The organism is Peptacetobacter hominis (assembly GCF_006861675.1).
GTDB classification, from domain to species: domain Bacteria; phylum Bacillota; class Clostridia; order Peptostreptococcales; family Peptostreptococcaceae; genus Peptacetobacter; species Peptacetobacter hominis.
In genome coordinates, this window is sequence record NZ_SGJB01000004.1 from 17,110 (window position 1) to 43,979 (window position 26,870).

Sequence of the window (26,870 nt, forward strand, 5' to 3'; positions counted from 1 at the left end):
AAAACACCCCTTTCTAAAATTATGTTCTTAATATTAATTATACTTCAAACACAGCACTTTGTTTATATTTATAATAATATTTTGTAGTCAAATAAAATATTATTAATTCAGACACTTGTATTCAAATAAAAAAATTCCGGCGATATCCCTCTCATGGGTATATCGCCGGAACTGACTTTGAATATATAACATCTTCACGTTTCTTCATTTTTGAGCGGGTAATGAAGATTTATGAATTTATACTCTTACTTGCCTTTTTAGGCTGTTTTTCTATTATTTAAAGTATTTAACACCAGATTCGAATATCTTCTGGTCTTTTTCTCCTGGTATGTTTTTGATAACATTGGCACCAGTTCTCTCTGAGTGACCCATCTTACCAAATACTCTACCATCTTTACTAGTTATACCTTCTACAGCATAGAATGAACCATTAGGGTTGTGTTCTATATCGTAAGTAGCATTTCCTTCGTAGTCAACGTACTGAGTAGCTATCTGTCCGTTTTCTATAAGCTCTTTTAGTACTTCTTCGCTTGCTACGAATCTACCTTCACCGTGTGATATTGGTATACTGTGTATATCTCCTACCTCTGTCTGAGATAACCATGGAGATTTGTTTGATGCTATTCTTGTTCTTACAACCTTAGCCTGGTGACGTCCTATATTGTTGTATGTTAATGTAGGAGCATCAGCAGATGGCTGTCTTATTTCACCATAAGGAACAAGACCTAGTTTTATAAGTGCCTGGAATCCGTTACATATACCAAGCATTAGACCATCTCTGTTGTTTAGAAGGTCGTGTACAGCTTCCATCATCTTAGGATTTCTGAATACTGTAGCTATGAATTTAGCAGATCCGTCTGGCTCATCACCTGCACTGAATCCACCAGGAAGCATTATTATCTGAGATTTCTTGATTTCAGCTACCATTTCATCTATAGATTCCTCTATATCTTTGTAAGAAAGGTTTCTGAATACTTTTATAGTTGCTTCCCCTCCTGCTCTCTCAAAAGATCTAGCTGAGTCGTATTCACAGTTTGATCCTGGGAATGCAGGTATAAATATCTTAGGTTTAACTATGCTTAGTGAAGATTTAGCAGGAGCTCCTGTTCTCACGTAGCTTACGTTTTTAACCTCAGAAGTTATTTCAGCGGCTTTTGTTGGGAATATTGGCTCAAGAGTAGCACAATGTCCTTTGTATAGTCCGCATAGATTTATTTTTTCATTTCCGAATACTATTTCAGAAGCTTCAGCTGTTTCTCCTAGAAGAACACATCTGAATCCTTCAAGTTCAGAAAGTGCACTTTCATCAGCAAGTTCAAGTATTATGCTTCCGTAATCTGCTGCAAATAAGTCATCAGTGTTTGCGAATTTTTCTTCAGCTTCTTTGCTGAATACAAATCCTATTCCATTACCGAATCCCATTTTTGCTATAGCTTCACCAACACCGGCAAATCCTAAAGCATAACTTGAAAGAACTTTTCCTGAGTGTATAAGTTCTCTTACTTTTGTAAGGTTTTTCTTTAACTCATCGAAGCATACAACTCCGTTTTCAGCTTTTTCAGCTGATATAAGTACTACCTTAGAACCAGCTTTCTTGAATTCCTGAGTTACTACCTTCTTGGCATCTACTGTATCTACAGCAAATGATACAAGAGTTGGAGGAACATCTATATCCTTGAATGTACCAGACATTGAGTCCTTACCACCTATTGCAGGTATCTCGAACTGTTCCTGAGCATAGTATGCACCAAGAAGAGCTGAGAATGGTTTACCCCATCTTTCTGGAGCAGTTCCAAGTCTCTCGAAGTATTCCTGGAAAGTAAGTCTAGTTGTAGCGTAGTTTCCTCCAAGTGCAACAAGTTTTGCAACAGATTCAACTACTGCATAAAGTGCACCGTGGAATGGAGACCACTTACCTATCTTAGGGTTGTATCCGTATGTCATTATAGTAGATGTATCAGTTTCTGCTCCAAGTACCGGTATTTTTGCAACCATACCCTGTGCAGGTGTAGCCTGATATTTTCCACCAAATGGCATTACTACAGTGTTTCCACCTATAGTGTTGTCGAATTTCTCTACAAGACCTTTCTGTGAACATACGTTAAGATCTGCCAGAGCTTTTTCAAATTTTTCGTTAAGAGTTGATGCACCTGCTACAACGTCTCTGTTTTTGAAGAATGTATTTTCTTCATCTACAGCCTCAACTTTTACGTCTGTTGACTGTTTTGCACCGTTTGTATCAAGGAATGCTCTCTTAAGATCTACTATTGCTTTTCCATTCCAGAACAGTCTCATATATCCTGTATCTGTAACAGTAGCAACATGAGTTGCCTCAAGGTTTTCAGTTCTTGCAAGCTCTATAAATCTTTCTTTGTTTGAAGCATCTATAGCAACCGCCATACGCTCCTGAGATTCAGATATTGCAAGTTCTGTACCATCAAGTCCATCGTACTTCTTAGGTACAAGGTCAAGGTTTATGTCTAAGCTTTCAGCTATTTCACCTATAGCAACACATACACCACCTGCACCGAAGTCGTTACATCTTTTTATCATCTGAGCTACTTCTTTATTTCTGAAGAATCTCTGTATTTTTCTTTCGTTTGGAGCATCACCTTTCTGAACCTCAGCTGAACAAGTGTTTATAGACTCTTCACTGTGTTCTTTAGATGAACCAGTTGCACCACCGCAACCATCTCTACCAGTTTTACCTCCAAGAAGGATTATTACATCTCCCTCTTCAGGTCTTTTTCTTATTACGTTTTCTTTAGGAGCTGCAGCTATAACTGCACCTATTTCCATTCTCTTGGCTACGAAATCTTCATCGTAAACTTCTGCTACCTGTCCAGTTGTAAGACCTATCTGGTTACCGTATGAACTGTATCCGTTTGCAGCTTCAGTTACTATCTTCTTCTGCATAAGTTTACCTGGAAGAGTATCTTCAAGAGATGTTCTAGGATCTGCCGCACCTGTAACACGCATTGCCTGGTAAACATAAGATCTTCCTGATAATGGGTCTCTTATTGCTCCTCCAAGACAAGTCGCTGCACCACCGAATGGCTCTATTTCAGTCGGATGGTTGTGTGTTTCGTTCTTGAACATTACAAGATATTTTTCAGGTTTTCCATCGATTTCAACATCAACGTTTATTGAGCATGCGTTTATCTCTTCACTCTCGTCAAGGTCAGCAAGCTTTCCTTCTTTTTTAAGTTTTTTCATAGCAAGAGTTGCTATGTCCATAAGGCATACATCTTTCTTTCTGTTTACATAGATTTCTTTTCTTGTATCCATGTAGCTGTCAAATGTATCCTTAACTATATCAGTGTATTTACCTTCTGATATTTCCACATTCTTAAGCTCTGTCATGAATGTAGTGTGTCTACAGTGGTCTGACCAGTAAGTATCAAGAACCTTGATTTCTGTTATAGTCGGATCTCTGTCTTCGTCGTTTTTAAAGTAGTTCTGAACATGTTTTAAATCTTCAAGAGTCATCGCAAGTCCCTGTGATTTAACAAAATCAGCAAGTCCTGCCTCATCAAGATTTCTGAAGCCATCAAGAACTGCAACTTCTGTAGGTATTTCTGTAACCATAGCAAGAGTTTCAGGTTTCTCTAAAGAGGCTTCTCTACTGTCCACAGGGTTTATTATATAACCCTTGATTTTGTTGAATTCTTCTTCAGTTATGTCCCCAGTAAGAACGTATACCTTTGCTGATTTAAGCTCAGGTCTCATTCCCTGATTGACAATCTGTATACACTGAGCAGCCCAATCGGCTCTCTGGTCATACTGTCCTGGAAGGTATTCAACCGCGAATACTTTTTCGTCTTTAAGTCCCGGAATTTCCTCGAAGTAGACAACATCAAGGTTTGGTTCTGAGAATATTGAGTTTGCAGCATTCTGGTAAACTTCCTCAGATATACCTTCTACATCGTATCTGTTAAGTACTCTTAGAGACTCAACAGAACTTATGTGAAGACTTTCCTCGATGTCTTTTTTAAGAGCTCTTGCTTCAAGATCAAAGCCGTTTCTTTTTTCGACTAATACTCTTTTGACATTCTTATCCATCTTTTCTCCTCCAGTTTATTTTTTGAAAGACTACATTCCTATATCAGTTCTGTAGTGCATTCCTTCAAAGTTTATTCTTTTTATGTTTTCATAAACTTTATCGGCAGCTTCAGAAACAGTATTAGCTTTTGAAGTTATTCCTATTACTCTACCGCCGTTTGTAACTAATTTACCATCAGACATCTTAGTTCCGCTGTGGAATACTACTATATCATCATCAAGGCTATCAAGGCCAGTTATCTCTTTGCCTTTTTCGTAGTCTTCAGGATATCCTCCAGAAGTAAGTATAACACATATTGCCTGTTCATCTGTATACTCTATTTCAACTTCTGAAAGTCTGTTGTCTATTACAGCGTTCATTATTTCACTTAGATCAGTTTTTAGTCTGAATAATACTGACTGAGTTTCAGGGTCCCCAAATCTTACGTTGTATTCAAGAACCTTTGCTCCATCTTCAGTTATCATTATTCCCACGAATAATATTCCTCTGTAGTCAAGACCGTCGTTTTTGAATCCCTGAAGAGTTCTTTCAAGTACGTTTACTCTTATTTCTTCAGCAAGTTCTTCAGTCCATAACTCACTTGGTGAGAATGTTCCCATTCCACCTGTGTTAAGACCTTTTTCTCCGTTGTTTACTTTTTTGTGGTCTTTTGCACTTTCCATAGGAACTATTGTGTTATTGTCGACAAATGCAAGTATAGAAGTTTCTATTCCTGTAAGGAATTCTTCAACTACTACCTTATCTCCGGCACTTCCGAATTTTTTGTCAGACATCATTTCTTTTAAAGTTTTTATTGCATCTTCTCTGTTTTCAGGTATTACAACACCTTTTCCTGCAGCAAGTCCGTCAGCCTTTATAACTACAGGGTATCCGAAGCTGTCTATTTCGGCTATTGCCTCGTCAAGGTCTGTATACTCTTTGTATTTTGCAGTAGGTATATTGTTTCTTATCATGAATTCTTTTGAAAATGCCTTACTTCCTTCGAAAGTAGCACATTCTTTATTAGGTCCGAATACTCTAAGACCTCTTTTTGCAAACTCATCAACTATACCCATTACAAGAGGTACCTCAGGACCGACTACTGTAAGGTCGATCCCGTTTTCCTCTGCAAACACTGCAAGTTTTTCTATATCACTGTCTTTTATATCCACACACTCAGCAGAATCAGCTATTCCGGCATTTCCTGGTGCGCAGTATATTTTTTCAACATCTTTTTCCTGTTTAAGTTTCCAGCATATTGCGTGTTCTCTTCCGCCGCTTCCTACAACTAGAATTTTCATATCCGATACCTCTCTTAGTGTTTGAAATGTCTTACTCCTGTAAATACCATTGACATATTGAATTTATCGCAGGCATCTATTGAATCCTGGTCTCTTATTGATCCACCAGGCTGTACTATTGATTTTATTCCATATTCATTTGCTAGTGTAACACAGTCGTCAAATGGGAAGAATGCATCAGATGCAAGAGTTGCTCCTGTAAAGTCTTTATCTTTGTTGTTTTCAAGAGCATTCTTAAGAGCCCATATTCTTGAAGTCTGTCCACATCCTAATGCTAAAGTCTGTCCGTCTTTTACAACTGCTATAGCATTTGACTTCATGTTTTTAACTATCTTCATACCGAATTTCATATCTTCAAGTTCTTCTTCAGTAGGTTCAAGTTTTGTTACTGTTTCGTATTTATCAGCAAGTTTAACATCTTTATCCTGGATAAGAAGTTTTCCATCAAGATATTTCATATCGTATTTCTGTTTGCTGTCTTCTATTTTAGCAAGTTTTAATACTCTAAGGTTTTTCTTAGTTCTAAGTATTTCAAGAGCTTCATCTGTAAAGTCGTATGCAACAACTATTTCAAGGAATATTTTGTGAAGTTCTTCTGCAACAGCTTTATCAACTGTTGAAGTTATACCAACTATTCCACCGAATATAGAAGTCTTGTCAGCTTCATAACATTTTATGTAAGCTTCTAAAGCATCTTTTCCAAGACCTACACCACATGGGTTAGTATGTTTTATTGCTACTGCAGCAACCTCTTCAGAATCCTTGAACTCTCTCATAACTTCAAGACATCCTGTAAGGTCGTTTAAGTTGTTGAAAGAAAGTTCTTTTCCGTTAAGCTGCTCGTAGTTTAGTATAGGGTTTTTAGCATTTGGCTGAGAGTAAAGTATTCCGTTCTGATGTGGGTTTTCACCGTATCTTAGAGTCTGTTCCTTCTGGAATGTAAGGTTAAGAAGCTCTGGATAATCGTCTCCAACCTGCTCTGCAAAGTAAGTAGATATTAAAGCATCGTATCTTCCTGTTGTAGAGAATGCCTTGTATGCAAGGTTTCTTCTTGCTTCTTCAGAAAGATCTCCCTCTTTAAGTCCTTCTATTACCATATCGTAGTCTTTTATATCAGTAACTATTATAACGTCTTTATAGTTTTTAGCTGCTGATCTTATCATTGAAGGTCCACCGATGTCTATGTTTTCTATCATTTCAGCGTGGCTTTTTCCTGCCTTTAAAGTTCCCTCGAAATCATAAAGGTTTACACATACAAGGTCTATTCCTTCTATTCCGTGTTCTTTTACTGTTTCAACATGACTTTCAAGGTCTCTTCTGTAAAGTATTCCACCATGTATATATGGGTTAAGAGTTTTTACTCTTCCATCAAGTATTTCAGGGAATTTTGTAACGTCTTCAACCTGCATTACATTTACCCCGTTTTCTTTAAGCATTTTAAATGTATTACCAGTTGATATTATTTCAAAATCAAGTTCGTTAAGTGCTTTTGCAAACTCAAGTACTCCTGTTTTATCAGTAACACTTATTAAAGCTCTTTTACTCATTTATATATACTCTCCTTCCATCTACTTTTACTTTTCCATCGCATATAAGTCCTACGCTCTTTTTAAGTATTTTATGTTCCACTTTTAGAACTCTAGCAGCAAGTGTATCTGCATCGTCATCCTGCATTACAGGTACTGCTTCCTGCATTATTATAGGACCTTCATCGGCACCTTCAGTTACAAAGTGAACTGTGGCTCCAGTAACTTTTGCTCCGTAGTCAAGAACACCCTGATGTACTCTCTTTCCGTAGAATCCCTTACCGCAGAAAGAAGGTATAAGTGAAGGATGAATGTTTATCATTCTGTTTTTATATTCATTTACAAATCTTGGGCTTATTATCTTCAGATATCCTGCCATCACCACAAGATCTATTTCTTTTTCTTTAAGTATTTCAATGACTTTTTCCTCGTCATTTTCAAATACAGCCTCTATGTTGTGCTTTCTGGCTCTTTCAAGTCCGTATGCATTTTCTTTGTTAGAAATTACAACCTTTATCTGTCCGTTTATTTCTCCTGCCTCGGCAGCATCTATTATAGACTGAAGGTTTGTTCCCCCTCCAGATACTAAAACAGCTATATTTAGCATAGTTCTACTCCTTCGTGAGAATCAGTAACTTCTCCTATTATGTATGCTTTATCTTCCATTAAAGAAGCGTATTTTTCATCAACATAAGCTGCATTGTCATTTGGTCTTGCATTTATGTAATCAACAACTGCCTGAGCATCTTCTTTGTTTACTATTACAACAAGTCCGATACCCATGTTGAAACTCTTATGAAGTTCTCTCTGCTCAACAGCATTGAATCCTTCTATCATCTTGAATATAGGTGGTTTTTCCCAAGATTTAGTGTTTATATCAAGTCCAAGACCTTTTGGTATTACTCTTGTTATGTTTTCTATAACTCCTCCACCAGTTATATGAGCTATAGCTTTTATATTCTGTTTTTCTATAAGGTCAAGAGCAAGTTTTACATATATTTTTGTTGGAGTAAGAAGTGCCTCTCCTACTGTCATTCCTAATTCTTCAACATACTGGTTCATATCGTAGTTGTATTCTTCAAGGAATATTTTTCTTACAAAAGAGAATCCGTTTGAGTGAACTCCACTTGAAGTTATACCAACAAGAACATCTCCTGCTTTTACATCTTTTCCAGTAACTATTTTTTCCTTGTCAGCTATACCAACAGCAAATCCTGCTAAATCGTAGTCGTCTTCTCCATACATACCAGGCATTTCAGCTGTTTCTCCACCTATAAGTGCACATCCTGACATTTTACATCCGTTTGCAACACCGTCAACTATCTCAGCTATATGCTCAGGAACTAATTTTCCTAAAGCTATATAGTCAAGGAAGAATAGTGGTCTTGCACCCTGACATATAAGGTCGTTTACACTCATCGCAACAAGGTCTATACCTACTGTATTGTGAACGTCCATCATCTGAGCTATTTTAAGTTTTGTACCAACACCGTCAGTAGCTCCCATTATTACAGGATCTTTCATTCCAGCAAATTCAGCTATGCTGTAAAGTCCACTGAAGTTTCCAAGATCTCCTATAACATTGTTGTCATAAGTTTCTTTTATTTTTCCTTTTATAAGGTCTACAGCTCTGTTTCCTTCGTCTATATTAACACCAGAAGCTTTGTAAGTTAGCATTTCATAATCCTCCTAGATTTTTTATTTATCTATTTTTTTTACTGCATAATCTCCATCGAAGCATGATGTACAGAATGTGTTCATTCCGTGTGCTGCCTCTTTCATTCCTTCAAGGCTTATAAATTTAAGTGTATCGCAGCCTATGTATTCTCTCATTTCCTCTACACTATGGCTTGCTGCAAGAAGACTCTCTCTTGTTGGAGTGTCTATTCCGTAGTAGCAAGGAAATTTTACAGGTGGTGAAGTTATTCTAAGGTGTACTTCTTTTGCTCCAGCTTCTCTAAGTGATTTTACAAGCTGTTTTGAAGTAGTTCCTCTTACTATAGAGTCATCTACAAGTATTATAGATTTTCCTTTTATTGCTGATGCAAGTGGGTTAAGTTTTATTCTTACTGCTATTTCTCTCTCTTCCTGAGTAGGTTTTATAAATGTTCTACCAACATATCTGTTCTTTACAAGACCCTCAGTAGTTTTAAGTCCACTTTCATTTGCATAACCTATCGCTCCTGCCCATCCTGAATCCGGCACTGGAACAACACAGTCAGCTTTTATATCTTCATTTCTTGCAAGATATGCACCGCAGTTTATTCTGAATTCGTAAGCATTAAGTCCGTCTATTGTAGCGTCGTTTCTTGCTATATATACATGCTCGAATATACAGCTTTTCTTAACAGGTTTGCATACTTCTGAGTAGTGATATGATTTAAGTTCTCCGTCTTTTACAACTATTATCTCACCTGGTTCAACGTCTCTTATTACTTCTCCACCAAGTATTTCTATTGCACTGTTTTCAGAAGCTACAAGATATTCATTTCCTTTTTTACCAAGAAGAAGTGATCTGAATCCATGAGGATCTCTTACTGCAACAAGTGAATCATCACATATAAGAGCAAGAGTATACGATCCTTTTATATGATCCATAGTCATTTTAACAGCTTCAACTATATCTCCTTTGTAGTATCTTGCAAGTATGTGAAGTATTACCTCAGCATCTGAATTTGTCTGGAACATAAATCCTTCCTCTTCAAGAGAATCTCTAAGATAATTTGCATTCACAAGACTTCCATTGTCAACTATTGCAAGCTTTCTAGATCTGCAACTTCCAACAAAAGGCTGAGTATTTGACACATGGTTGTGACCTACTGATGAAGATCTTACATGTGCTATACCTATATTTCCTTTGTAGTTTTTAAGTTCCTCCTCTTTGAAGGCATCTCCTACAAGTCCTTTTTCCTTTTTATATACAATTTCTGAAGCTTCAGTATCGTATATAGCCATACCACAGCTTTCCTGTCCTCTATGCTGCATAGAGTATATACCATAGTATAATTCTTTCGATACATCTTTGTCTGAATATACACCTAGTATTCCGCTCATAAACACACCATCCTTTTTTAATAGATTTTATTTAATAAATATATGTCATTGTTATATTGTCCGATTCATTATCTAAGGCTTGCATCGTCATCTAAAACTTTTTTAGCCATTTCATCTCTGTAGGCCTGAAGTTTTCCTGTAAGTTCAGGATATTTAAGCGCCATCATCTGAAGAGCTAAAAGAGCAGAGTTAAGACCTCCGTCTATTGCTACTGTCGCAACAGGTATACCTTTTGGCATCTGAACTATTGATAAAAGCGAGTCAAGACCGTCCATAGTAGATGATTTTATTGGAAGACCTACTACAGGTATTAATGTCTGAGCTGCTATTACACCTGGAAGATGTGCAGCTTTTCCTGCAGCCGCTATTATAACGTCTGTGTTTCCTTCAAGTCCTTCAAGGCATTCTGTAAGCTGTACAGGAGTTCTGTGAGCTGATAAAGCTCTTACTACAACCTCTACCCCAAATTCCTTTAAAACATTTATTCCTTCTTCAACTTTTGGGTAATCTGATTTAGATCCCATTATTACTGCTACTTTCATTTTATTTCCCCTCTCTTCCTTTTATTTGTTCAGTTAAAAAAATTCGTATTATTATACGAACTATATAATTAAATTTTATATTAATATACCTATTTTATCAACTTATTTTTTGTTTTTTTTGTAAAAATATTAAATTTTTAATTGTTTCACCTAGATAATGTTCGTGTTTTTGAGTGTAAAATTTATTTTTTGTTCGGATAATATGTATTTATTGCAGAAATAGACCATTTTATCTATATTTCTATCTGAAGTACTTCTATTCCTTTTATGCAGACAAAAAAATAAAAGCATCAGATGCCGTCATTAATGAAGCAGCACCCAATGCTTTGTTGACTTAATTTAATTTATCTGTTTTGACTACGAGATATATTATATATGCCTTTTCTATATTTTTAAATACTATTATTATTTTTTTATATATAATTTTATTTTTATCGTTTAAACCCAGTTATTTGCTGATTCACATTGTTCTTCACTTATACTCATAAGATATCCAAGAGCTTCTTCTTTTGAAAGGAAAAAGTGTATTCCACCTGTAGAATCTCTCCATCTATCCGGGTTAAAACCTTTTGCATATGCCATTTCTCCAGTTCTATACACAAAATCTCCATCTACAAATGAAACCGCTTCATCAAACTTCACACTTTCATCCGGATTTGTTATTTTAAGAACCTTAGCCTTATCACATCTGCATGTATTCATTGTTGATGATGTTCTTCTTGCATCTGCAGGAATAAGAAGCATTACAAGCCTCATATTAAAGCAGGTCTTCCATCCTATAAAAGGTCCTGTCTCCGGACATTTCATTTTGAAGTGTTTTGTCGTATCATCCGTTATTACACCATCAAGTATTGTATCTTCAAGATTTGAACAGAATATATCGGCACCTCTCAAATCTGCACCTTCAAGATTAGAAAATCTCAGGTCTGTACTGTGCATCATGCAGTTTCTGAAAGACACATTCTTAAGAGATAGTCTCTCCATATAGGCATTACTTAATATAGAGCCCTCAAAATCTGCGCCATCCAGATTTACATCGATAAAATCACACCATTCAAAATCGATATTTCTCAGTTTCATACCGCTCATATCGATATTTTCAAATCTGCATCTTTTTAAGTCCAGCATTTTATTTCCTTCTGAGATATCTCTTTCTTTTATCATATCCCTTAGTTCCTGCTCTGATATATTTCTCATAATATCACCTTCTCTGTTGAAGTTTTTCTATTACTTATATTATACATCATTCTGAACTAATCCACTATCTTAAGCCTTCCCTCTACCATCGAATCCATATGCATATGTGTAGACAGGTATTCCTCAACAACCTGAAATCCTGAAGTAGCAGTGCATCTTATATCCTTGTCAAATTCCTTTTTCTTGACCCCAAGATTTTTTTCAACATTTTCATAATGGTATCTCTGTATACCTACAGTGTATTTTTTGTCATCTTTTATCTTATCTCCATCAAGTTCCGCCTTTATGAGCTTCTGTTCAGACATTGACCATATAAACTCACACCCGTAAGACACCTGATAAAATTCTGATGAAATAGGCTCTATATACGCATTTCTGAACATATTTGATATAAATTTCTTGATTGTCTTTCCTTTTAATTCTGTCACATATATCTCATCGTCATACGGATAAAACTCTGTCAAATCTCCAAGGCTTACAACCGGTCCGAGTCTTTTCTTTCTCAGACTTCCACTTCCAAGAAACATTATATCCACTCCTGATACTTCCTTATGTATATCCGCCATAAGATTTCCTGCTTCTGTTTCTCTGGTTCTTTCCGGATGTGTAATCTGTCTATTTAGCCTTGTAACTATTCTTCCGTATTTCCCGTCTACTTCTTTTTTATACGTATTTATAAGAGATTCAAGCTGATTATCTCTTGGGCAGTACTCCTCTTTTATAGGTATCGTCTTCCATTTATAGGAAGCAATTCTTTTCTTTTTTGTATCTATTATCATATCAAATCTTCCAATCTGGTTTGTACCTATACCAGCCTGAACAATCGGTATTCCATTTACTATCTCAGGTTCATCCGGAAGCGTATGGGAATGTCCTCCTATTATAAGGTCTATTCCCCATTCTTTTTTTAGTTTTGACGCAAGGACCTTGTCCTCATCAAAACCTATATGTGTAAGAAGAACTGTCATATCGACATCTTCTTTTCTATATGCATTGCATATTTTTCCTATCTCATCCACCGCATCATTTATATCAATAAGAGAACCTATCATATTTTCCATTCTGGTCCTTGATAGAACCATCTCTGTTATTATACCTATAAACATTATTTTCATTCCGTCTATTTTTATCACTCTATACGGCCTGAACATTCTATGGTTATTTGTAGCTATATACATATTTGCATTTATAATCGGGAATGTAGCACACTTTTCTATAAACAGAAGATGAGCTATTCCATAGTCGACTTCGTGATTTCCTATTGTAGCAATATCCGGTCCAATCAGATTCATTATTTCTATTGTAGATATTCCTTTATACTCACTGTCTATTACAGATCCCCTGAACATATCCCCAGCTATTGCATATATAACATTTTTTTCCTCATTTCTTACTTTATCTATATATCCGGAAAGCATTGATACTCCGCCAACAAGCTCCCGATTCACTTTTTCCGCAAGAAAATCTCCATGTAGATCATTTGAGTGAAGAAGTGTAAGGTTTTTGAATCTTTCTTTACTGTTTTCTTTTTTCTTTCCCATATTCACACCTCTTTATTTATTTTTAACGTCTGTTAGATTATATTAACATCTGTTTTTAAAATACATATTAAGTATTCGTTACAAATATGTTTTTTGTAACTCTTTGTATCCTTTTTGTTGTTGACATAATATTTTGTATTCAGTATAATTTTGCATAATTATTCCAAATTTTATTTAATTTCGGAAAATATGTCTTTTTTAAGGAGGATAAAATGAATCTATTACTGAAAAATATTATTTACTATGTTATTGCTGGTGTGGGATTTTTTTCGCTAAATATGTTTGGTATAGGATATAATAGCCCTATTATAAGCATTGCTGCTATACCTATGATGATTATACTTTCGGTTTATACTCTTTATATAAATAAAAACTATAGCATTACAGACAAACTAAAAACCGCATTTGAAAAGCCTTCTGTAGGAATTTCTCTTATACCTTTTATAGCTGTATTATCGGTTGTACTCACTATTGCAGAGGGAATAATCACTTCAAAATTTTCTGCAAGAATCATCTCGTCAGCTATACTTACTTTTATGATCGGACTTTCAGAAGAGGGTACTTTCAGAAATTTTATAATTTCATATATGCAGGAAAAGAATTATTCAAAACCTGTTATGATTGTGGTTTCGGCTATATTCTTCTCTCTTCTTCATATGGTAAATATTGCTGCCGGGCTTTCAGTTGAGTCAGCATTTATACAGACTGTAAATGTCATACCTTTTGGACTTCTTGCGGCTTTTTTCTTTGTCGAAACCGGGAATATAAGCGCTCTTATTTTCTGGCATATGTATTTTGATTTTTCGCTTTTTATATCAGAAATCGGTATTTTTTATTCTGATTTTATAATAGGTATTGTTATAGATATTCTATTGATAATTGAAATTATAAAAATCATAATAAAATATGTAAAAAAATCAAAACACTAAAAAGGATACATCAGTAAAACCTGGGATCTATATACAAATAAAAAGCATTCAGGCAATAAAAACCTGAATGCTTTAATTCCACAAACTCATATTGTATAACTGTATTATAAATAATCAGTTTTTTTATTAATATATTGTTGTATAAATTATTCTGTAAGCTGATAATTTTCAATTTCATTAAGCTTTCTGAACAAAGTTACAACAACTGATATCGCATATATTCCAAATAAAGCCAGCAATGAACCGCCTATATTATTTGCAATTCTCATAACCGCTGCACTTCCTGTACCATATACTCCCCGGGCCATAGCCAATGCGCCAAAACAGTTACAGGCTGTTTTGTTTCTGTATTCTGTACATAGCCCCATTATAATACCAGCTATCGGACCTACTATAAACATATATCCAGCAGGCATAACTGAACATATAAGAACAAATAAAATTGTTCCCATTACGATACCATATGTTCTCTGTTTTACTCGTGCACTGAAATCCGCCTCATATGCAGTAATAATTGACGCACATGCAAATCCTGCCCATATAAATTTGTCTATATTTACAACTTCACCGATAAAGAACAGCAAACTCATAATTGCTGCAACCTTTATCATCCATCTGCTCTTTTTATTTCTCATTCTAAATCCAGCTAGTATATCTTTAAATGAAATATGTTTATCTTTATGTTTATTGTTTCTGTACATTACAATACTGCATGCAATAAAACCTACTATAAACATAAAAAATCTTCCTGTCATTACTTCCATAGTAACATTTGTATCCATTGCAAATACATATCCAAACATATAAATACCGGCATTACCGTATTCCGGTCTATCACTTGTTATAACAAGAATGGCGGTTATTGCCATAAAGTTTATAAGTATTCCTGCGTATGGCCCAAGTATATACTGGCATACCGGAGAAATAAACATTATTACGTATACCACTGCAAGACCTATTATCGAATCTTTTATATTGTAATTGTATCCTATAAATCTCATGCTCATAAATATACAGAATATAAATACTGCCATGCCACTGTTTTCAGTTCCAAATGCAAAACTCATTGCAGAAATTACTGAAACCGCAAACAGTACTGTTAAAATACTCTTTGTCAACAGAGCCGACATATAGTACATTTTTCCTTTTTTTGACTCTTCTTTAGATATATATCCTCTAAGTGCATACACATCAAGCTGCATTAAATCATAAAAATTCATCTCTACATCACTCCCTGTAAATAGTATTATTTTTACAGCATGTAGAGCATTATATCACATCATTTATTATGTTTCTATTTGTTTTTTTGTCTATACATAATAATTTTTCAGATCAGTTTTATCAAATGCCTGCATTTCTATTTTCTTTTCTTCCTTACAAGATATACTATAAACACTATCGGTATTACAGCTAGAATAATAAGAGTATACCGATTCATATATTCTTCTATATTATTCCATGCACTTCCCAGCATACTTCCTATATTTACAAGAATCGTATTCCATATAATAGTTCCAAGTGTAGTAAGAATTAGAAATTTCTTCATATCCATTTTTGATGCTCCGGCTGGAACTGATATTATACTTCTTATAATAGGAACAAATCGCCCTATAAAAACTGCTTTATATCCGTGTTTATTGAACCACTTATATCCCTTTCTCACATCATCTTTTTTTAGTTTCAGCATTTTACCATATTTGCCGTCTATGAAATTTTCCATTTTTTCTTTTGTCATAAGTTTTCCAACGTAGTATAGAAATATAGCCCCTATTACAGATCCTATAGTCGATGTAATAATTACACCTATTGTTGTAAGTTCTGTGTACGTAGTTGCAAAACCTCCGAATGTCAGAACTCCTTCTGACGGTATCGGCGGAAATATATTTTCTATCGCCATTAATATTCCTATACCAAGGTATCCAAATTTATTTACTATATATATTATTCCTGCTTCCATACTTACCTCTTTAATTTGAATGTATTTACTTTTATATTATACCATTTATATTTTTATTTAATCTTAAAGTTATCTAAAGTATTTATGAATAAAAAAACAGGCATAAAAATGCCTGTTTTAAATATATTTTCTAGTCTTCTAGTATTTCTCCATTTGTTCTTATTGTAACCACCTGCCATGGTATAAATTTACCACTGTTTTTCATAGCTTCTATCGCTGCTTTTTCAATTCCACCACAACATGGAACTTCCATTCTCACGACTTTTACACTTTTTATATTGTTGTTTTTTATTATCTCAGTAAGCTTTTCTGAATAATCTACCATATCAAGCTTTGGACATCCTATAAGAGTTATATGTCCTTTTATAAAATCCTCATGGAAATTTGCATATGCAAAAGGAGTACAGTCAGCAGCAATAAGCAGTTTTGCTCCATCAAAGTAAGGTGCATTTATAGGGGCAAGTTTTATCTGCACCGGCCACTGAGAAAGTCTGCTCGTATTCTCTATATTTACAGTCTTATTCTGTTTTGTTGATACATTAAGATCTATTGATTTTCTTTCTATTGTTTTACTCTGGCTTCCAGGACATCCACATGGAAGTTTTTCTCCCTGAAGATTAATTCCCGCTTTTTTAGCTTCCATTCTTTTTTTAACAGCTTCTTCATCATATGCAGCTGCTTCTCTTTCTTCAAATGATATAGCACCTGTTGGACATACCGGAAGACAGTCACCTAACCCATCACAGTAATCATCTTTTAGAAGTTTCGCCTTTCCATCTATCATTCCTATCGCACATTCGTGACATGCTTCAGCACAAAGTCCACATCCATTACATTTTTCTTCGTCTATTTTTATTATTCTTCTTATCATAACTCTCCTACTCTCCTCAAAATTAAACTTATATATCTTATATACTCTAATTATTATATTGATTCTATACCCATATTATAATAGAATTAATTTAATAATTACGTTGTAAAAACAACTTTGAGGTGAAAAATATGATATTAAATTTAAAAAAACGGGAAATACTAAATAATTCAGCTTTATTCGATGGAGTTTCCGAAAACGATATAATTTCAATGTTAGAATGTTTAAATGCTGTTTCAAAGAAATTCAAAAAAGATGAAACTATATATAGAATCGGAGATTTTATAGAAAGCATTGGTTTTGTTTTGAGTGGAAGTGTATCAATAGAAAGATACGATATATGGGGAAACAGAAAAATAATAGGTAAAATCTCTCCTGGAGATATATTCGGTGAAAGTTATGCATGCAGTTCCGAGGATCCACTTATGGTAAATATAGTTTCAGATTGTGATACAGAGATTCTTTTTATGAACGTAAATAGAGTAATGGCTGTCTGTTCAAACTCATGCCGGCTTCATTCAAGAATTGTAAAAAACCTGCTGAATATACTCGCCCATAGAAACCTTGATTTCACAAGAAAAATAGAATATCTGACTCAAAAGACAATCAGAGAAAAAGTTCTTTTATACTTATCCTATGAAGATTCAAAATCTGATTCCGAGTATTTTAAAATTCCTTTTAATAGACAACAGCTTGCCGACTATTTATCAGTAGATAGATCTGCACTTTCTGCGGAACTATCTAAAATGCAGAAGGATGGCCTTATCGAGTTTAAAAAAGATATATTTAAGATAAAAGTATAGGTGACGGATAAAATTCCGCCACCTAAGGTTTTGCATATACTATATAGCATTACAAATATTATTTTCGGCTATATCTTCACCATCATTACAATTTTCACTATCAAGCTTTCTGAATACCACTGCTATCATAAGTGCTATGGCTAGTGCTATTATTGTGATTGGGAATACTACATTTGTAGCTCCATTTCCAAGATATCCGACTCCCCAACCTATAAATATCTGGTCAACTATGTTATATAGTGATGATACAAGTAATGATAATATACACGGAATAGAAAATTTCATCATAAGCTTTCCTATCGGTGCATCTGTTAAATAATGATTTGTTGTTTCCATATATTCTCCTTTCAAAATAAATATTCTTCTCTTTTTTACGACTTTTGCATTATAGCATAAATTTTTCTTTTTTCGTAATAGTTAATTTTATTTTTCGCGAAACTCCTTGTTTTTTAATCTCATTTTGAATATTTATTTTTCATTTTAAACTATAGGAAACGTTATTTTAGACTATTTTTTCTATATATATGTACTTTTTTCTTTATTTTATAATCATTGCATTTTTATTAACAAAGAAAAACAGGATGTATAGTACATCCTGTTTTCCGGTCAATGGATAGTTTTAAGGTAAATATATATTTATTTAAGTTGATTGCTTATTTTATAAATGCAAGTATTCCTCTCATATCCTGAACAACAAAGTCAGCACCTGCATTCATGTATACTTCTCTTACTCTTTCACAGTTTTCTATTTTTTCTTCTTCTGTTAGAGCATTGTACTCTTCTTCTGTAAGTCCCATTTCAGAACTTCCTTCTATAACACCTATTGTAAGAAGTCCGGCATTTTTTCCTTCTTTTATATCCGATACCGTATCTCCTACTTTTATCGCATTCTCTACTGATGATACACCAAGTTTTTCAAGGTTTTTAAATACCATAAATGGTTTTGGTCTACCGACACCGCAAGTTGAATCAGGGCTGAACCAACAGTCAGGTTCGTATCCTGCAGCTTTTGCTTCTCTTGTAACTATTTCCATCATTTTATCAGTGTATCCAGTTGTAGATCCTATTTTTATTCCTCTTTTTCTAAGTTCTGCCACTGTTTCAATAACATATGGCTTTGGTTCTGCAAAGTTATGAAGTATAGAAAGAAGTTTTTTCTCGAATATATCATGCATTTCCTTTGCATCGTTATCCTCAGGTTTTCTTCCGTGTACTTTTTCAAATTCAGTACTTATTCTTTCCATATTAAGCATAGTTCTTATATGGTCTATTTTCAGCATTCCCATTGGTTTTCTTGTTTCTTCCATTGTAGGTTCTACTCCGTACTCCTTGAATACCTCTACAAAAGCCTGTACAGGTGCAAAGCATCCATAGTCTACTGTAGTTCCTGCCCAGTCAAATATTACTGCCTCTGTTTTTCTACTGCTCATTTGCTTTTACCTCCATGAACTCTTTTATTATTTCAGCAAGTTTTATCATATCTTCTTCGTATATTTCACCTATATTACCTATTCTGAATGTATCAGCTTCAGTAACTTTTCCTGGATATATAGCATATCCTCTCTCTTTTATATACTCATACATTTCCTCAAATGAATAATTGTGTATTTCAGGATAAAGGTAAGTTGTTATTATTGGTGACTGATGATCTATATCTATGTATGTTTTTATTCCAAGTTCTTCCATTTTTGCTATAAGAGTACGGTTATTATTTAGATATCTTTCATAACGCTTCTGTATTCCACCTTCAGCTTTAAGTTCTTCTATTGCCTGTGCAAATGCAAGAACAACATGAGTTGGTGAAGTAAATCTCCATTTTCCGTCTATGTTCATTGTCTTGAACTGGTCATAAAGGTCTAATGATAAACTTCTGGCTTTTCCTTCACATGCTTTTAAAGCGTCTTTTCTTGCTATTATGAATGAGAATCCTGGTACTCCCTGTATACATTTATTTGAGCTGCTTATCATAAAGTCTGCTCCAAGTTTATCCATATCTATAACTACTCCACCAAAACTACTCATAGCATCAACTATAAAAGTTTTTCCATGCCCTTTTACAACTTTTGCAACTGATTCTATATCGTTAAGTATTCCTGAAGTTGTTTCACTGTGGACCATAGATACATGAGTTATTTCTGGATCATTTTTAAGTATTTCATCTATTTTAGCAGCATCTGGTATCATATTGAATGGCTCGCTGTATACTACGCTGTTGATTCCGGCATGCTCTGTTATATCTTTCATTCTTTTACCGTATGCTCCATTTTCACATATAAGAAGTTTATCTTCCTTACCTACAGAACTTGTTATTACTGATTCAACTCCAAAAGTTCCACTTCCCTGCATAAGCACTACTGTATAATTTTCTTCTGATGCATTTGCAAGTTCAAGAAGGTCTTTTCTTATTTTCTGTGTTATAACCTTGTAGTCATTATCCCATGTACAATGATCTACCATCATCGCTTTCTTTACAGTTTCACTTGTTGTAAGTGGTCCTGGTGTTAATAGTTTATAGTTCATTTTTTTTAATTCTCCTTTTTATTTTTATTTTAAGTTTCGTTAACAGACCCCCGAAACATTCAGGGGCTGTTTATCTCTACTATTATTTTTCTTATATTTTTTTATATTATTTGCATGAATCTGAGAATTCTATGTGTTTTTCAAGAAGTTCTGCTGTTAAAGGTTCTGCAAATACTTTTGGATATTTAGAGTGGTTTTTGTTATCTGTTTTTTCACCTTCATATATCGCATTTGGATATGTCTGTATAAGGTACTCTCTACCGTTTTCTATTATGCATTTTGCCATTTCCTGACATAATTCAACTTTTTCAGCATCGTCTTTTTTAACTACTGCAACTGATTCTGTAAGAGAGAAGTTTCCTTCTGTTGGGTCTACATAGTCTATTGGTAGCCCTTCTTCTTTGTCTGCAACTGCCTGATGACGAAGACCAAATCCTATTGCAACTTCTCCTGCTCTTGCTTTTTTAAGTGGTGCTGAACCTGATTCCTCTATATGATCTCCCGCATTTTCATATATAGCTGAAAGTATTTCTTTCCCTTCTGTTTCACCGTATTCACTTATTATAGCCTGTACTAAAAGCCATGCTGTAGATGAGCTTGCAACATCTGTTACTGATATAAATCCTTTGTATTCAGGCTTAGCTAAATCTTTTATACATGTAGGCATAGGAAGGTTGTTTTCCTTTATCATCTCTGTATTAACTATTATTGCTCCCTCCTGTGAAGTTATAGGTGCATAGAAATCCGGAACATCTATTCCATCAAGAGTTTTTATATCATAATTTCTTTTTTCAAACATATCATTTTTTTCCTGAGCACTATCAAGATAGAAAGAACTCATTGTAACCATGTCTGCTTCTATATTAGTTCCCTCTGCTATTAATTTTCCTCCAAGTTCAGATGTACCAAATGTTTGTACTGTATACTGTCCTTCATATCCATTCTCATCAAGTGCTTTTGACATCGCCTCTATAGCTTCTTCATCCGCGTTAGAGTAGATTACAACCTGATCTGATGATCCTGTTTTTCCGCATCCTGCAAGAGGTGCAACTGCCATTGTTAAACATAATAATGGTAAAACCAGCTTTTTCTTTAGACTCATTTTTCTTCTTTCTCCTTTGTTTTCTTCTTTTTCTTCTGATTCTGAAGTTTTTCTATTTGCAAGCGCCTGAAAAATCGCTTTAACAACAACATTTGTTATTAGTATCATTATTGAGAGTATAAAAATTTCATCAAATTTAGCAAAATACTGAAGTTCTTTTATCTTTGTTGTAATTGTTGCAGTTCTCGCTCCAACAAGGAATACAACCGCACTTATTGTTACCATTGCATTCACAAAGTAATAAGATAAAACTTCACATATTGTCGCAAATGAGTTTGGTGTTACTATTCTTATTATTGTTTTTATCCATGTATCTCCCATAAGCATTGCTGTCGTCTCCCATGAAGAGTTCATCTTTGAAAGAGAGTTTTTAAACATAAGATATGGTGTTGAGAAATAATGCACAACCGTACATATAACTAATATAGTGAATGTATTCTGTATACTTGTTCCTGTAAACATAAGCAGATAAGCTATACCTATTACCATTCCAGGAACAGTATTTGTTATAAGTGATATTGTTTCTATTACTGATTTTGCCTTTGGATTTATCTCACTTCTTGAAGTTACAAGCGCTGCACAGTATGTAAGAATCATACCTATTACAGCTGTAGCTGCTGCAACTCCTATGGAATTAAGATATACTTCTCCAAGATTTGCTGTTTCTATTATCTTCATGAAATTATCTAATGTAGGTGTCATATCATATGGCCACATTTTTACAAATGGAGCTATAAATATAACTATGAAAGGTATTATTATTGATACACATACAAGTACTGACGCTATTGAAAATACTGTATCTCTTACAGGTCCTTTTTTTATTTCAACATTCGATATTTTCTGGTATCTTATATTGAATCTTTCAAGATATGTAAGTACCCCTATTCCTACAGCTGTAGGTATCAGCATTACAAGAGCTACAACTGCACCTGTATTGAAGTTTGGTATTGATCCCAGCATCTCAGAATATAAAGTAGATGCTATTGTATCGTATTTTCCACCTATAGATGCCGGTATACCGAAATCCGTAAATGAAAGGAAGAATGTCTGTATAAATGCCGCCGCAAGTGTACCTGCAAGTGGTCTAAGAACCGTATTAAGGAAAGTTCTCAGAGGACTGTCCCCCATTACTCTCGATACTATAGAGAATTTCTTATCTACATATCTCATAGTATTTGATGTCAGCATATACGATATCGGAAGCGTATAGATTACAAATCCCAGCACAAGCCCATTAAGTCCGTATATTTCAAAAAACTGTCTTCCAAGTAGCGTGGTTATAAGTCCCTGTTTTCCAAAAGAATATATTATTGCGAATCCATATGTTATTGTAGGCAGAAGCATTGGAAATACCGCTGCAGTTTTTATGAATTTTTTGATGGGTTCTTTTGTGTTTGTATAGTGAACTGTATAAGAAAGTATAAATGCAAGCACCGTAGATATACATGCACTCAGCGCCGATACTTTTAAACTGTTCATAACTGCTGTTGTAAATCCTTTTTCTGAAAATACCTCAGAGAAAAATTCTGTTGTTATTCCAGCATTTCCTACAAATGCATATCTGAATACATATGCAAGAGGTATAATAAGGAAAAGTGCAAATACAACACAAAGTATTCCGAATATGGACTTTATTTCCTTCTGTGTCTTCATTTTCATGATTACATCGCTCCCCCTGTCGAAGCAGCCGTTATCTGACTTGCCATATTAAAAAGATTGAATATATTATTTTTCTTTATTTCAAGCTGATTAAGTATGAATTCTTTTACAAAATTGTTTCCTGGAGCATTTATTATACTTTCAGGATTTCCATACTGAGATATCATTCCCTGATTTATTATAAGTACCTTATCTGAAAGAGTAAGTGCCTCTTCAGGGTCATGAGTTACTATTATTATTGTAAGATTAAGTTCTTTAGCTATTGTTTTTATACGCTCTTTTATAGATTCTTTTATTACTCCGTCCAGTGCACTAAGCGGCTCGTCAAGAAGAAGTATTCTTGGCTTCATCACAAGAGTTCTCGCAAGTGCAACCCTCTGTTTCTGTCCACCTGAAAGCTGCTCTATCTTTTTATTCAGATGTTCTTTTAATCCAAGAAGATTTATAAAATCATCTATCTCCCGCTGTGTTGATATTCCCGGCTTATTTTTTAGTCCGTATGTTATATTCTGGTATGCGTTAAGGTTTGGAAATAAAGCATAATCCTGGAAAACTATATTGAATCCTCTTTTTTCCATTGGAACTTTTGTAAGATCCTCTCCATTGAAATTTATTTCTCCTGAATCTGCATCTGTAAGCCCAAGTATTATATTAAGTAAAGTTGTTTTTCCACATCCTGATGGACCAAGTATTGAAACTATTTCTCCATCTCCTACTTCTATACTTATATCCTTTAAAACCTCTTTCCCATCAAAGCTCTTTTTTATATTTTTTAATTTAAGCATATTCTATTCTCCTTTTCCTTTTTTTAGTTTGTGTTTCTATCGGTTATATTTTAAATTTTAATTTCATTTCCCTTGCCACATCCAAAGTATAGCATCACGAAAATATCCCATTCAATAAAATCCATGTTAAAAAAAAGTAGTGATTCCATCATTTTCAGGACATAAAAAAATGTAGTGAAACTACATTTCACTACATTTTCTGCATATATTTTTTATTAATATCCTCTGTTTCTTATCGCTTTTTCATTCTTTTTTAGTATATCTATATATTTATCGTAGTCGCTATGGATTATCCCCATATAAATCATATCATTTATTACCATTTGTATTGCTCTTGAAAATATTGCATCTCCATAAAGCATCTGATCACTGCTTGTACATATAAGTATATCTGCATATTTAACTATTCTACTATCTCTGTAATTTGTTATAACTATTGTTTTTGCTCCTTTTTTCTTGGCAGTTTTTATCATCTCAACGGTATCCTTTGAATTTCCTGAATAAGATATTCCTATTGCAACATCCTTTTCACTGAGATTATAGGCACTTATCTTCTGTAGATATGCATCTGTATACATTTTTACATTTATTCCAAGGTAAAGCAGTTTTGTAGCCAGATCGTTTGCTGAAGACACTGAGTTTTCAACACTGTATATATCAATATTTTCAGCATTTGAAATACTTTCTATTACATCTGAATAACTCTTTAGAGATATAGCTTCAAGCATACTGTTTATCTGTTTTTCAATAGTCATAACAATTTTGCCTGGAATCATTTCTATAGTATCATTTCTGCTTATATCAAACCCATGAAGTGGCTTCATAGTTCCTGTCTCATCTTTATTTCTTTTTATAAGCGAGTACTTGAGTTCATTGAATCCATCAAGTCCCAATGATTTTGCAAACCTCATAACTGATGGTTCACTCACTCCAGACTCTTTTGCAACCTGCTTCATTGTAAGATTTTCCGCTTTACCTCTGAAATTTTTTATAAAGTCCGCTACCTTTTTCTCTGATTTACTCAGAGTCATATACTTCGTTGCAATCATAAATAAAAGTTCTTCTCTTTCCATCCTATCTATCCCCCTTAGGTAGTCAAACTACATAATATTATTGATTTTATTTTTTTATTTCTTTCATTTATAACATATATCCCCGATATTTATAGCGATTATATATAAGTTAAACTTTTGTAAAATAAATTTAATCTGTATATGCATATATATTCTAAAGCCAGTATCAAATGGCTAAATATAGAGCTTTTCAATTTCAGAATGATATATTCATATTTAATTTCTTATTTATCATTATATTAAAAATATCATTATATTTTCTATATTATTAATGCTTATTTAACAGTTTCTTTACAATAAAAATCAATTGTCGAACTTTTTTATATAATTGTTTCAGATGACTACATATAAAATAAGAACCATCAGAATAAATTATTCTGATGGTTCTTTTTATATCAAATCTAATTCCCCTTTAATATGTCTTTTAGTGTATCCATTACAGACTGTTTTGTTCCCCCTCCAGCCTGATATATGTTTTCTGTCTTTTTACCTGAAAGTGCCTTTTTCTGTGCAGTACTTAGAGATTCTTTTCCTATTACTACAGGCATATCGTTTTTAGCTGCAAAACTTCCAACCGTAAGAGCATCAACTATAACATCATCTTTCGTTATAATTGTTCCCTTTAACTCAGAACCTGTATAGAATTTCTCTATTACCTTTGCATTTGTATCTTTTCTTGTGTTTCCTGCAATTCTATTTTTGCTTACATCCTTTGATACAACCTGATTTATCTGATTTATTGTTTTATCAGATATTCTCTTTTCTCCACCTATAAAATATGCATCCCCTACATTTTCAGATTTTATAAAGTTATAAACATTACTGTCTACTTTATTTACATCTGTCAGTATTATAGGTGCTTTTGCCTTTCCTGCCACAGAGGCTATTGAAAGTGCATCAACTTCTCCGTTTCCGCCACTTACAAATATTTTTGATACATCATTTGTCTTGTCTATTTCCTTTGCTATGGCAAGTGAAGTTTCATATCTTGTACTTCCACCTATACGAGTTACATTTACATTTGATACAGTATTTTTTATACTGTTTACCACAGTTGCAGGAACTGATGTCGTTCCTCCTATTATGTATACTTTCTTTGGTTTTAGACGTTTAAGCTCCTGAACTGTATCTGATGGAAGCTTTCCATTGTTTGAAAGAAGTACCGGAGCATCGTTTACACTTGCAAGAGGTGTTGCTGAAAGCCCATCTACCATATGCTTTTCATTACCATTTACTATTACTACTGTGTCTGCTCCTGTTTTCCATCCCATCTGGCTTATCTTTGTTGCTGTATCATATCTGTCAGAACCTGTCATTTTTACTACATTTACTGTAGGTTCTTCATCTGGCTTTATCTCCTCATCTGATGTTCCTTCTCCAGACGAACCACTTCCCGAAGAACTTCCTCCAGATGAAACCGAATCTCCATTTCCACCTTCACCTACAGTTATACTAAGGTCTCCGGTTTTTTCAAGATTCGAATCACCATCTTCATCATATGTAGCTGTTACTGTTGTTATTTCAGCATCTGTTACCCTATATTCTTCTCCCGCATTTCCAGATATTGTTACTGCACCTATTTCAAGTTCTCCGGCTTTTGTAAGATCAGTTTCTGATGTTACTGTTATATCAACTGTTGTAATATTTCCATCTTTTGATGTTTTTATATCTGACGTTCCATTTGATTTTATTTTTTCAGCAAATGAAATACTCTTGTATTCCACATTTCCATCTATTTTAAATATCATATGAAATGCATTTGTTGTACTTATATCATCGACTTTCAGATTGAAACTTCTTCCATCTGCTCCAGATTTTATATTTAACTTCATATCTGTATCTTTTGATGCTGAAGTTCTATCTACACCATTATTATTTGCCATACCTATTATCCCGCTCGATACTATTACTGTAGATACGACTGCTGCACTTATAATTTTATTCGATCGTTTCATATTTCCTCCT

Annotated in this window: 21 protein-coding genes; 2 read left to right on the forward strand and 19 right to left on the reverse strand. The window is 34.1% G+C overall.

All coding sequences use genetic code 11. The features are described from left to right. Positions 1 to 273: 273 nt before the first annotated feature. The 9 genes from EXD82_RS02945 to EXD82_RS02985 form a co-directional block, all read right to left on the reverse strand. The gene (locus tag EXD82_RS02945; protein WP_142535425.1) at positions 274 to 4,062 is read right to left on the reverse strand and encodes a phosphoribosylformylglycinamidine synthase; all 3,789 of its coding nucleotides are present in this window, start codon (positions 4,060 to 4,062) and stop codon (positions 274 to 276) included. 30 nt (positions 4,063 to 4,092) lie between these two features. Next, positions 4,093 to 5,343: a phosphoribosylamine--glycine ligase gene (gene purD / locus EXD82_RS02950; RefSeq protein ID WP_142535426.1), complete on the reverse strand. Its 1,251-nt coding sequence runs from the start codon at positions 5,341 to 5,343 to the stop codon at positions 4,093 to 4,095. Between the two features lie 14 nt (positions 5,344 to 5,357). Then, positions 5,358 to 6,890, reverse strand: coding sequence for a bifunctional phosphoribosylaminoimidazolecarboxamide formyltransferase/IMP cyclohydrolase (gene purH, locus EXD82_RS02955; protein ID WP_142535427.1), 1,533 nt, complete (start codon positions 6,888 to 6,890; stop codon positions 5,358 to 5,360). Next, positions 6,883 to 7,476 (reverse strand): phosphoribosylglycinamide formyltransferase, encoded by a 594-nt coding sequence (gene purN, locus EXD82_RS02960; RefSeq protein WP_142535428.1) that lies wholly within the window; start codon positions 7,474 to 7,476, stop codon positions 6,883 to 6,885. Before purN ends, purH begins: the two co-directional genes overlap by 8 nt. Next, a complete protein-coding gene (purM, locus tag EXD82_RS02965; RefSeq protein ID WP_142535429.1) occupies positions 7,470 to 8,546 on the reverse strand; it encodes a phosphoribosylformylglycinamidine cyclo-ligase in 1,077 nt (358 codons plus the stop codon). Before purM ends, purN begins: the two co-directional genes overlap by 7 nt. Positions 8,547 to 8,567: 21 nt before the next feature. Next, positions 8,568 to 9,923: an amidophosphoribosyltransferase gene (gene purF / locus EXD82_RS02970; protein ID WP_142535430.1), complete on the reverse strand. Its 1,356-nt coding sequence runs from the start codon at positions 9,921 to 9,923 to the stop codon at positions 8,568 to 8,570. A gap of 68 nt (positions 9,924 to 9,991) precedes the next feature. Continuing rightward, complete coding sequence (gene purE, locus EXD82_RS02975) at positions 9,992 to 10,465, reverse strand: 5-(carboxyamino)imidazole ribonucleotide mutase (protein ID WP_142535431.1); 474 nt, start codon at positions 10,463 to 10,465, stop codon at positions 9,992 to 9,994. Positions 10,466 to 10,903: 438 nt separating this feature from the next. Next, entirely contained in the window at positions 10,904 to 11,662 is a 759-nt protein-coding gene (locus tag EXD82_RS02980; RefSeq protein ID WP_142535432.1) for a pentapeptide repeat-containing protein, read from the reverse strand. Positions 11,663 to 11,718: 56 nt separating this feature from the next. After that, entirely contained in the window at positions 11,719 to 13,203 is a 1,485-nt protein-coding gene (locus EXD82_RS02985) for a bifunctional metallophosphatase/5'-nucleotidase (protein WP_142535433.1), read from the reverse strand. Positions 13,204 to 13,415: 212 nt separating this feature from the next. On the opposite strand from EXD82_RS02985, the gene EXD82_RS02990 reads away from it, so the two are divergent. Continuing rightward, the gene (locus tag EXD82_RS02990; protein WP_142535434.1) at positions 13,416 to 14,132 is read left to right on the forward strand and encodes a CPBP family intramembrane glutamic endopeptidase; all 717 of its coding nucleotides are present in this window, start codon (positions 13,416 to 13,418) and stop codon (positions 14,130 to 14,132) included. 146 nt (positions 14,133 to 14,278) lie between these two features. Here the strand turns inward: EXD82_RS02990 and EXD82_RS02995 are convergent, their stop codons facing one another. From EXD82_RS02995 to EXD82_RS03005, 3 genes are all read right to left on the reverse strand, one after another. Continuing rightward, positions 14,279 to 15,352 (reverse strand): FUSC family protein, encoded by a 1,074-nt coding sequence (locus EXD82_RS02995; RefSeq protein WP_142535435.1) that lies wholly within the window; start codon positions 15,350 to 15,352, stop codon positions 14,279 to 14,281. Between the two features lie 137 nt (positions 15,353 to 15,489). Then, positions 15,490 to 16,089: a DedA family protein gene (locus tag EXD82_RS03000; RefSeq protein WP_142535436.1), complete on the reverse strand. Its 600-nt coding sequence runs from the start codon at positions 16,087 to 16,089 to the stop codon at positions 15,490 to 15,492. 130 nt (positions 16,090 to 16,219) lie between these two features. Further along, complete coding sequence (locus EXD82_RS03005; RefSeq protein WP_142535437.1) at positions 16,220 to 16,960, reverse strand: ATP-binding protein; 741 nt, start codon at positions 16,958 to 16,960, stop codon at positions 16,220 to 16,222. 131 nt (positions 16,961 to 17,091) lie between these two features. Here EXD82_RS03005 and EXD82_RS03010 point away from each other — a divergent pair, with 131 nt between their 5' ends. After that, positions 17,092 to 17,763, forward strand: coding sequence for a Crp/Fnr family transcriptional regulator (locus tag EXD82_RS03010; protein ID WP_142535438.1), 672 nt, complete (start codon positions 17,092 to 17,094; stop codon positions 17,761 to 17,763). Positions 17,764 to 17,802: 39 nt separating this feature from the next. Here EXD82_RS03010 and EXD82_RS03015 read toward each other — a convergent pair whose 3' ends face one another. The 7 genes from EXD82_RS03015 to EXD82_RS03045 form a co-directional block, all read right to left on the reverse strand. Continuing rightward, positions 17,803 to 18,099 (reverse strand): hypothetical protein, encoded by a 297-nt coding sequence (locus tag EXD82_RS03015; RefSeq protein WP_330573689.1) that lies wholly within the window; start codon positions 18,097 to 18,099, stop codon positions 17,803 to 17,805. A 317-nt stretch (positions 18,100 to 18,416) separates the two neighbouring features. Continuing rightward, entirely contained in the window at positions 18,417 to 19,193 is a 777-nt protein-coding gene (gene phnX, locus EXD82_RS03020) for a phosphonoacetaldehyde hydrolase (RefSeq protein WP_142535439.1), read from the reverse strand. After that, positions 19,183 to 20,283 (reverse strand): 2-aminoethylphosphonate--pyruvate transaminase, encoded by a 1,101-nt coding sequence (gene phnW, locus EXD82_RS03025; protein WP_142535440.1) that lies wholly within the window; start codon positions 20,281 to 20,283, stop codon positions 19,183 to 19,185. Before phnW ends, phnX begins: the two co-directional genes overlap by 11 nt. A 106-nt stretch (positions 20,284 to 20,389) precedes the next feature. Beyond that, positions 20,390 to 23,047, reverse strand: a complete 2,658-nt coding sequence (locus EXD82_RS03030) for an extracellular solute-binding protein (RefSeq protein WP_142535441.1) — start codon at positions 23,045 to 23,047, stop codon at positions 20,390 to 20,392. 2 nt (positions 23,048 to 23,049) lie between these two features. Then, entirely contained in the window at positions 23,050 to 23,832 is a 783-nt protein-coding gene (locus EXD82_RS03035) for an ABC transporter ATP-binding protein (protein WP_142535442.1), read from the reverse strand. 215 nt (positions 23,833 to 24,047) lie between these two features. After that, positions 24,048 to 24,905 (reverse strand): MurR/RpiR family transcriptional regulator, encoded by an 858-nt coding sequence (locus EXD82_RS03040; RefSeq protein WP_142535443.1) that lies wholly within the window; start codon positions 24,903 to 24,905, stop codon positions 24,048 to 24,050. Positions 24,906 to 25,306: 401 nt separating this feature from the next. Beyond that, a complete protein-coding gene (locus EXD82_RS03045) occupies positions 25,307 to 26,860 on the reverse strand; it encodes a cell wall-binding repeat-containing protein (protein ID WP_142535444.1) in 1,554 nt (517 codons plus the stop codon). Between the last annotated feature and the right edge of the window lie 10 nt (positions 26,861 to 26,870).

Bases quoted from the DNA above. Each gene is read 5' to 3' on its own strand.
- EXD82_RS02945 (WP_142535425.1), bottom strand. From the start codon at position 4,062: ATGGATAAGAATGTCAAAAGAGTATTAGTCGAAAAAAGAAACGGCTTT.
- purD (WP_142535426.1), bottom strand. From the start codon at position 5,343: ATGAAAATTCTAGTTGTAGGAAGCGGCGGAAGAGAACACGCAATATGC.
- purH (WP_142535427.1), bottom strand. From the start codon at position 6,890: ATGAGTAAAAGAGCTTTAATAAGTGTTACTGATAAAACAGGAGTACTT.
- purN (WP_142535428.1), bottom strand. From the start codon at position 7,476: ATGCTAAATATAGCTGTTTTAGTATCTGGAGGGGGAACAAACCTTCAG.
- purM (WP_142535429.1), bottom strand. From the start codon at position 8,546: ATGCTAACTTACAAAGCTTCTGGTGTTAATATAGACGAAGGAAACAGA.
- purF (WP_142535430.1), bottom strand. From the start codon at position 9,923: ATGAGCGGAATACTAGGTGTATATTCAGACAAAGATGTATCGAAAGAA.
- purE (WP_142535431.1), bottom strand. From the start codon at position 10,465: ATGAAAGTAGCAGTAATAATGGGATCTAAATCAGATTACCCAAAAGTT.
- EXD82_RS02980 (WP_142535432.1), bottom strand. From the start codon at position 11,662: ATGAGAAATATATCAGAGCAGGAACTAAGGGATATGATAAAAGAAAGA.
- EXD82_RS02985 (WP_142535433.1), bottom strand. From the start codon at position 13,203: ATGGGAAAGAAAAAAGAAAACAGTAAAGAAAGATTCAAAAACCTTACA.
- EXD82_RS02990 (WP_142535434.1), top strand. From the start codon at position 13,416: ATGAATCTATTACTGAAAAATATTATTTACTATGTTATTGCTGGTGTG.
- EXD82_RS02995 (WP_142535435.1), bottom strand. From the start codon at position 15,352: ATGAATTTTTATGATTTAATGCAGCTTGATGTGTATGCACTTAGAGGA.
- EXD82_RS03000 (WP_142535436.1), bottom strand. From the start codon at position 16,089: ATGGAAGCAGGAATAATATATATAGTAAATAAATTTGGATACCTTGGT.
- EXD82_RS03005 (WP_142535437.1), bottom strand. From the start codon at position 16,960: ATGATAAGAAGAATAATAAAAATAGACGAAGAAAAATGTAATGGATGT.
- EXD82_RS03010 (WP_142535438.1), top strand. From the start codon at position 17,092: ATGATATTAAATTTAAAAAAACGGGAAATACTAAATAATTCAGCTTTA.
- EXD82_RS03015 (WP_330573689.1), bottom strand. From the start codon at position 18,099: ATGGAAACAACAAATCATTATTTAACAGATGCACCGATAGGAAAGCTT.
- phnX (WP_142535439.1), bottom strand. From the start codon at position 19,193: ATGAGCAGTAGAAAAACAGAGGCAGTAATATTTGACTGGGCAGGAACT.
- phnW (WP_142535440.1), bottom strand. From the start codon at position 20,283: ATGAACTATAAACTATTAACACCAGGACCACTTACAACAAGTGAAACT.
- EXD82_RS03030 (WP_142535441.1), bottom strand. From the start codon at position 23,047: ATGAAAATGAAGACACAGAAGGAAATAAAGTCCATATTCGGAATACTT.
- EXD82_RS03035 (WP_142535442.1), bottom strand. From the start codon at position 23,832: ATGCTTAAATTAAAAAATATAAAAAAGAGCTTTGATGGGAAAGAGGTT.
- EXD82_RS03040 (WP_142535443.1), bottom strand. From the start codon at position 24,905: ATGGAAAGAGAAGAACTTTTATTTATGATTGCAACGAAGTATATGACT.
- EXD82_RS03045 (WP_142535444.1), bottom strand. From the start codon at position 26,860: ATGAAACGATCGAATAAAATTATAAGTGCAGCAGTCGTATCTACAGTA.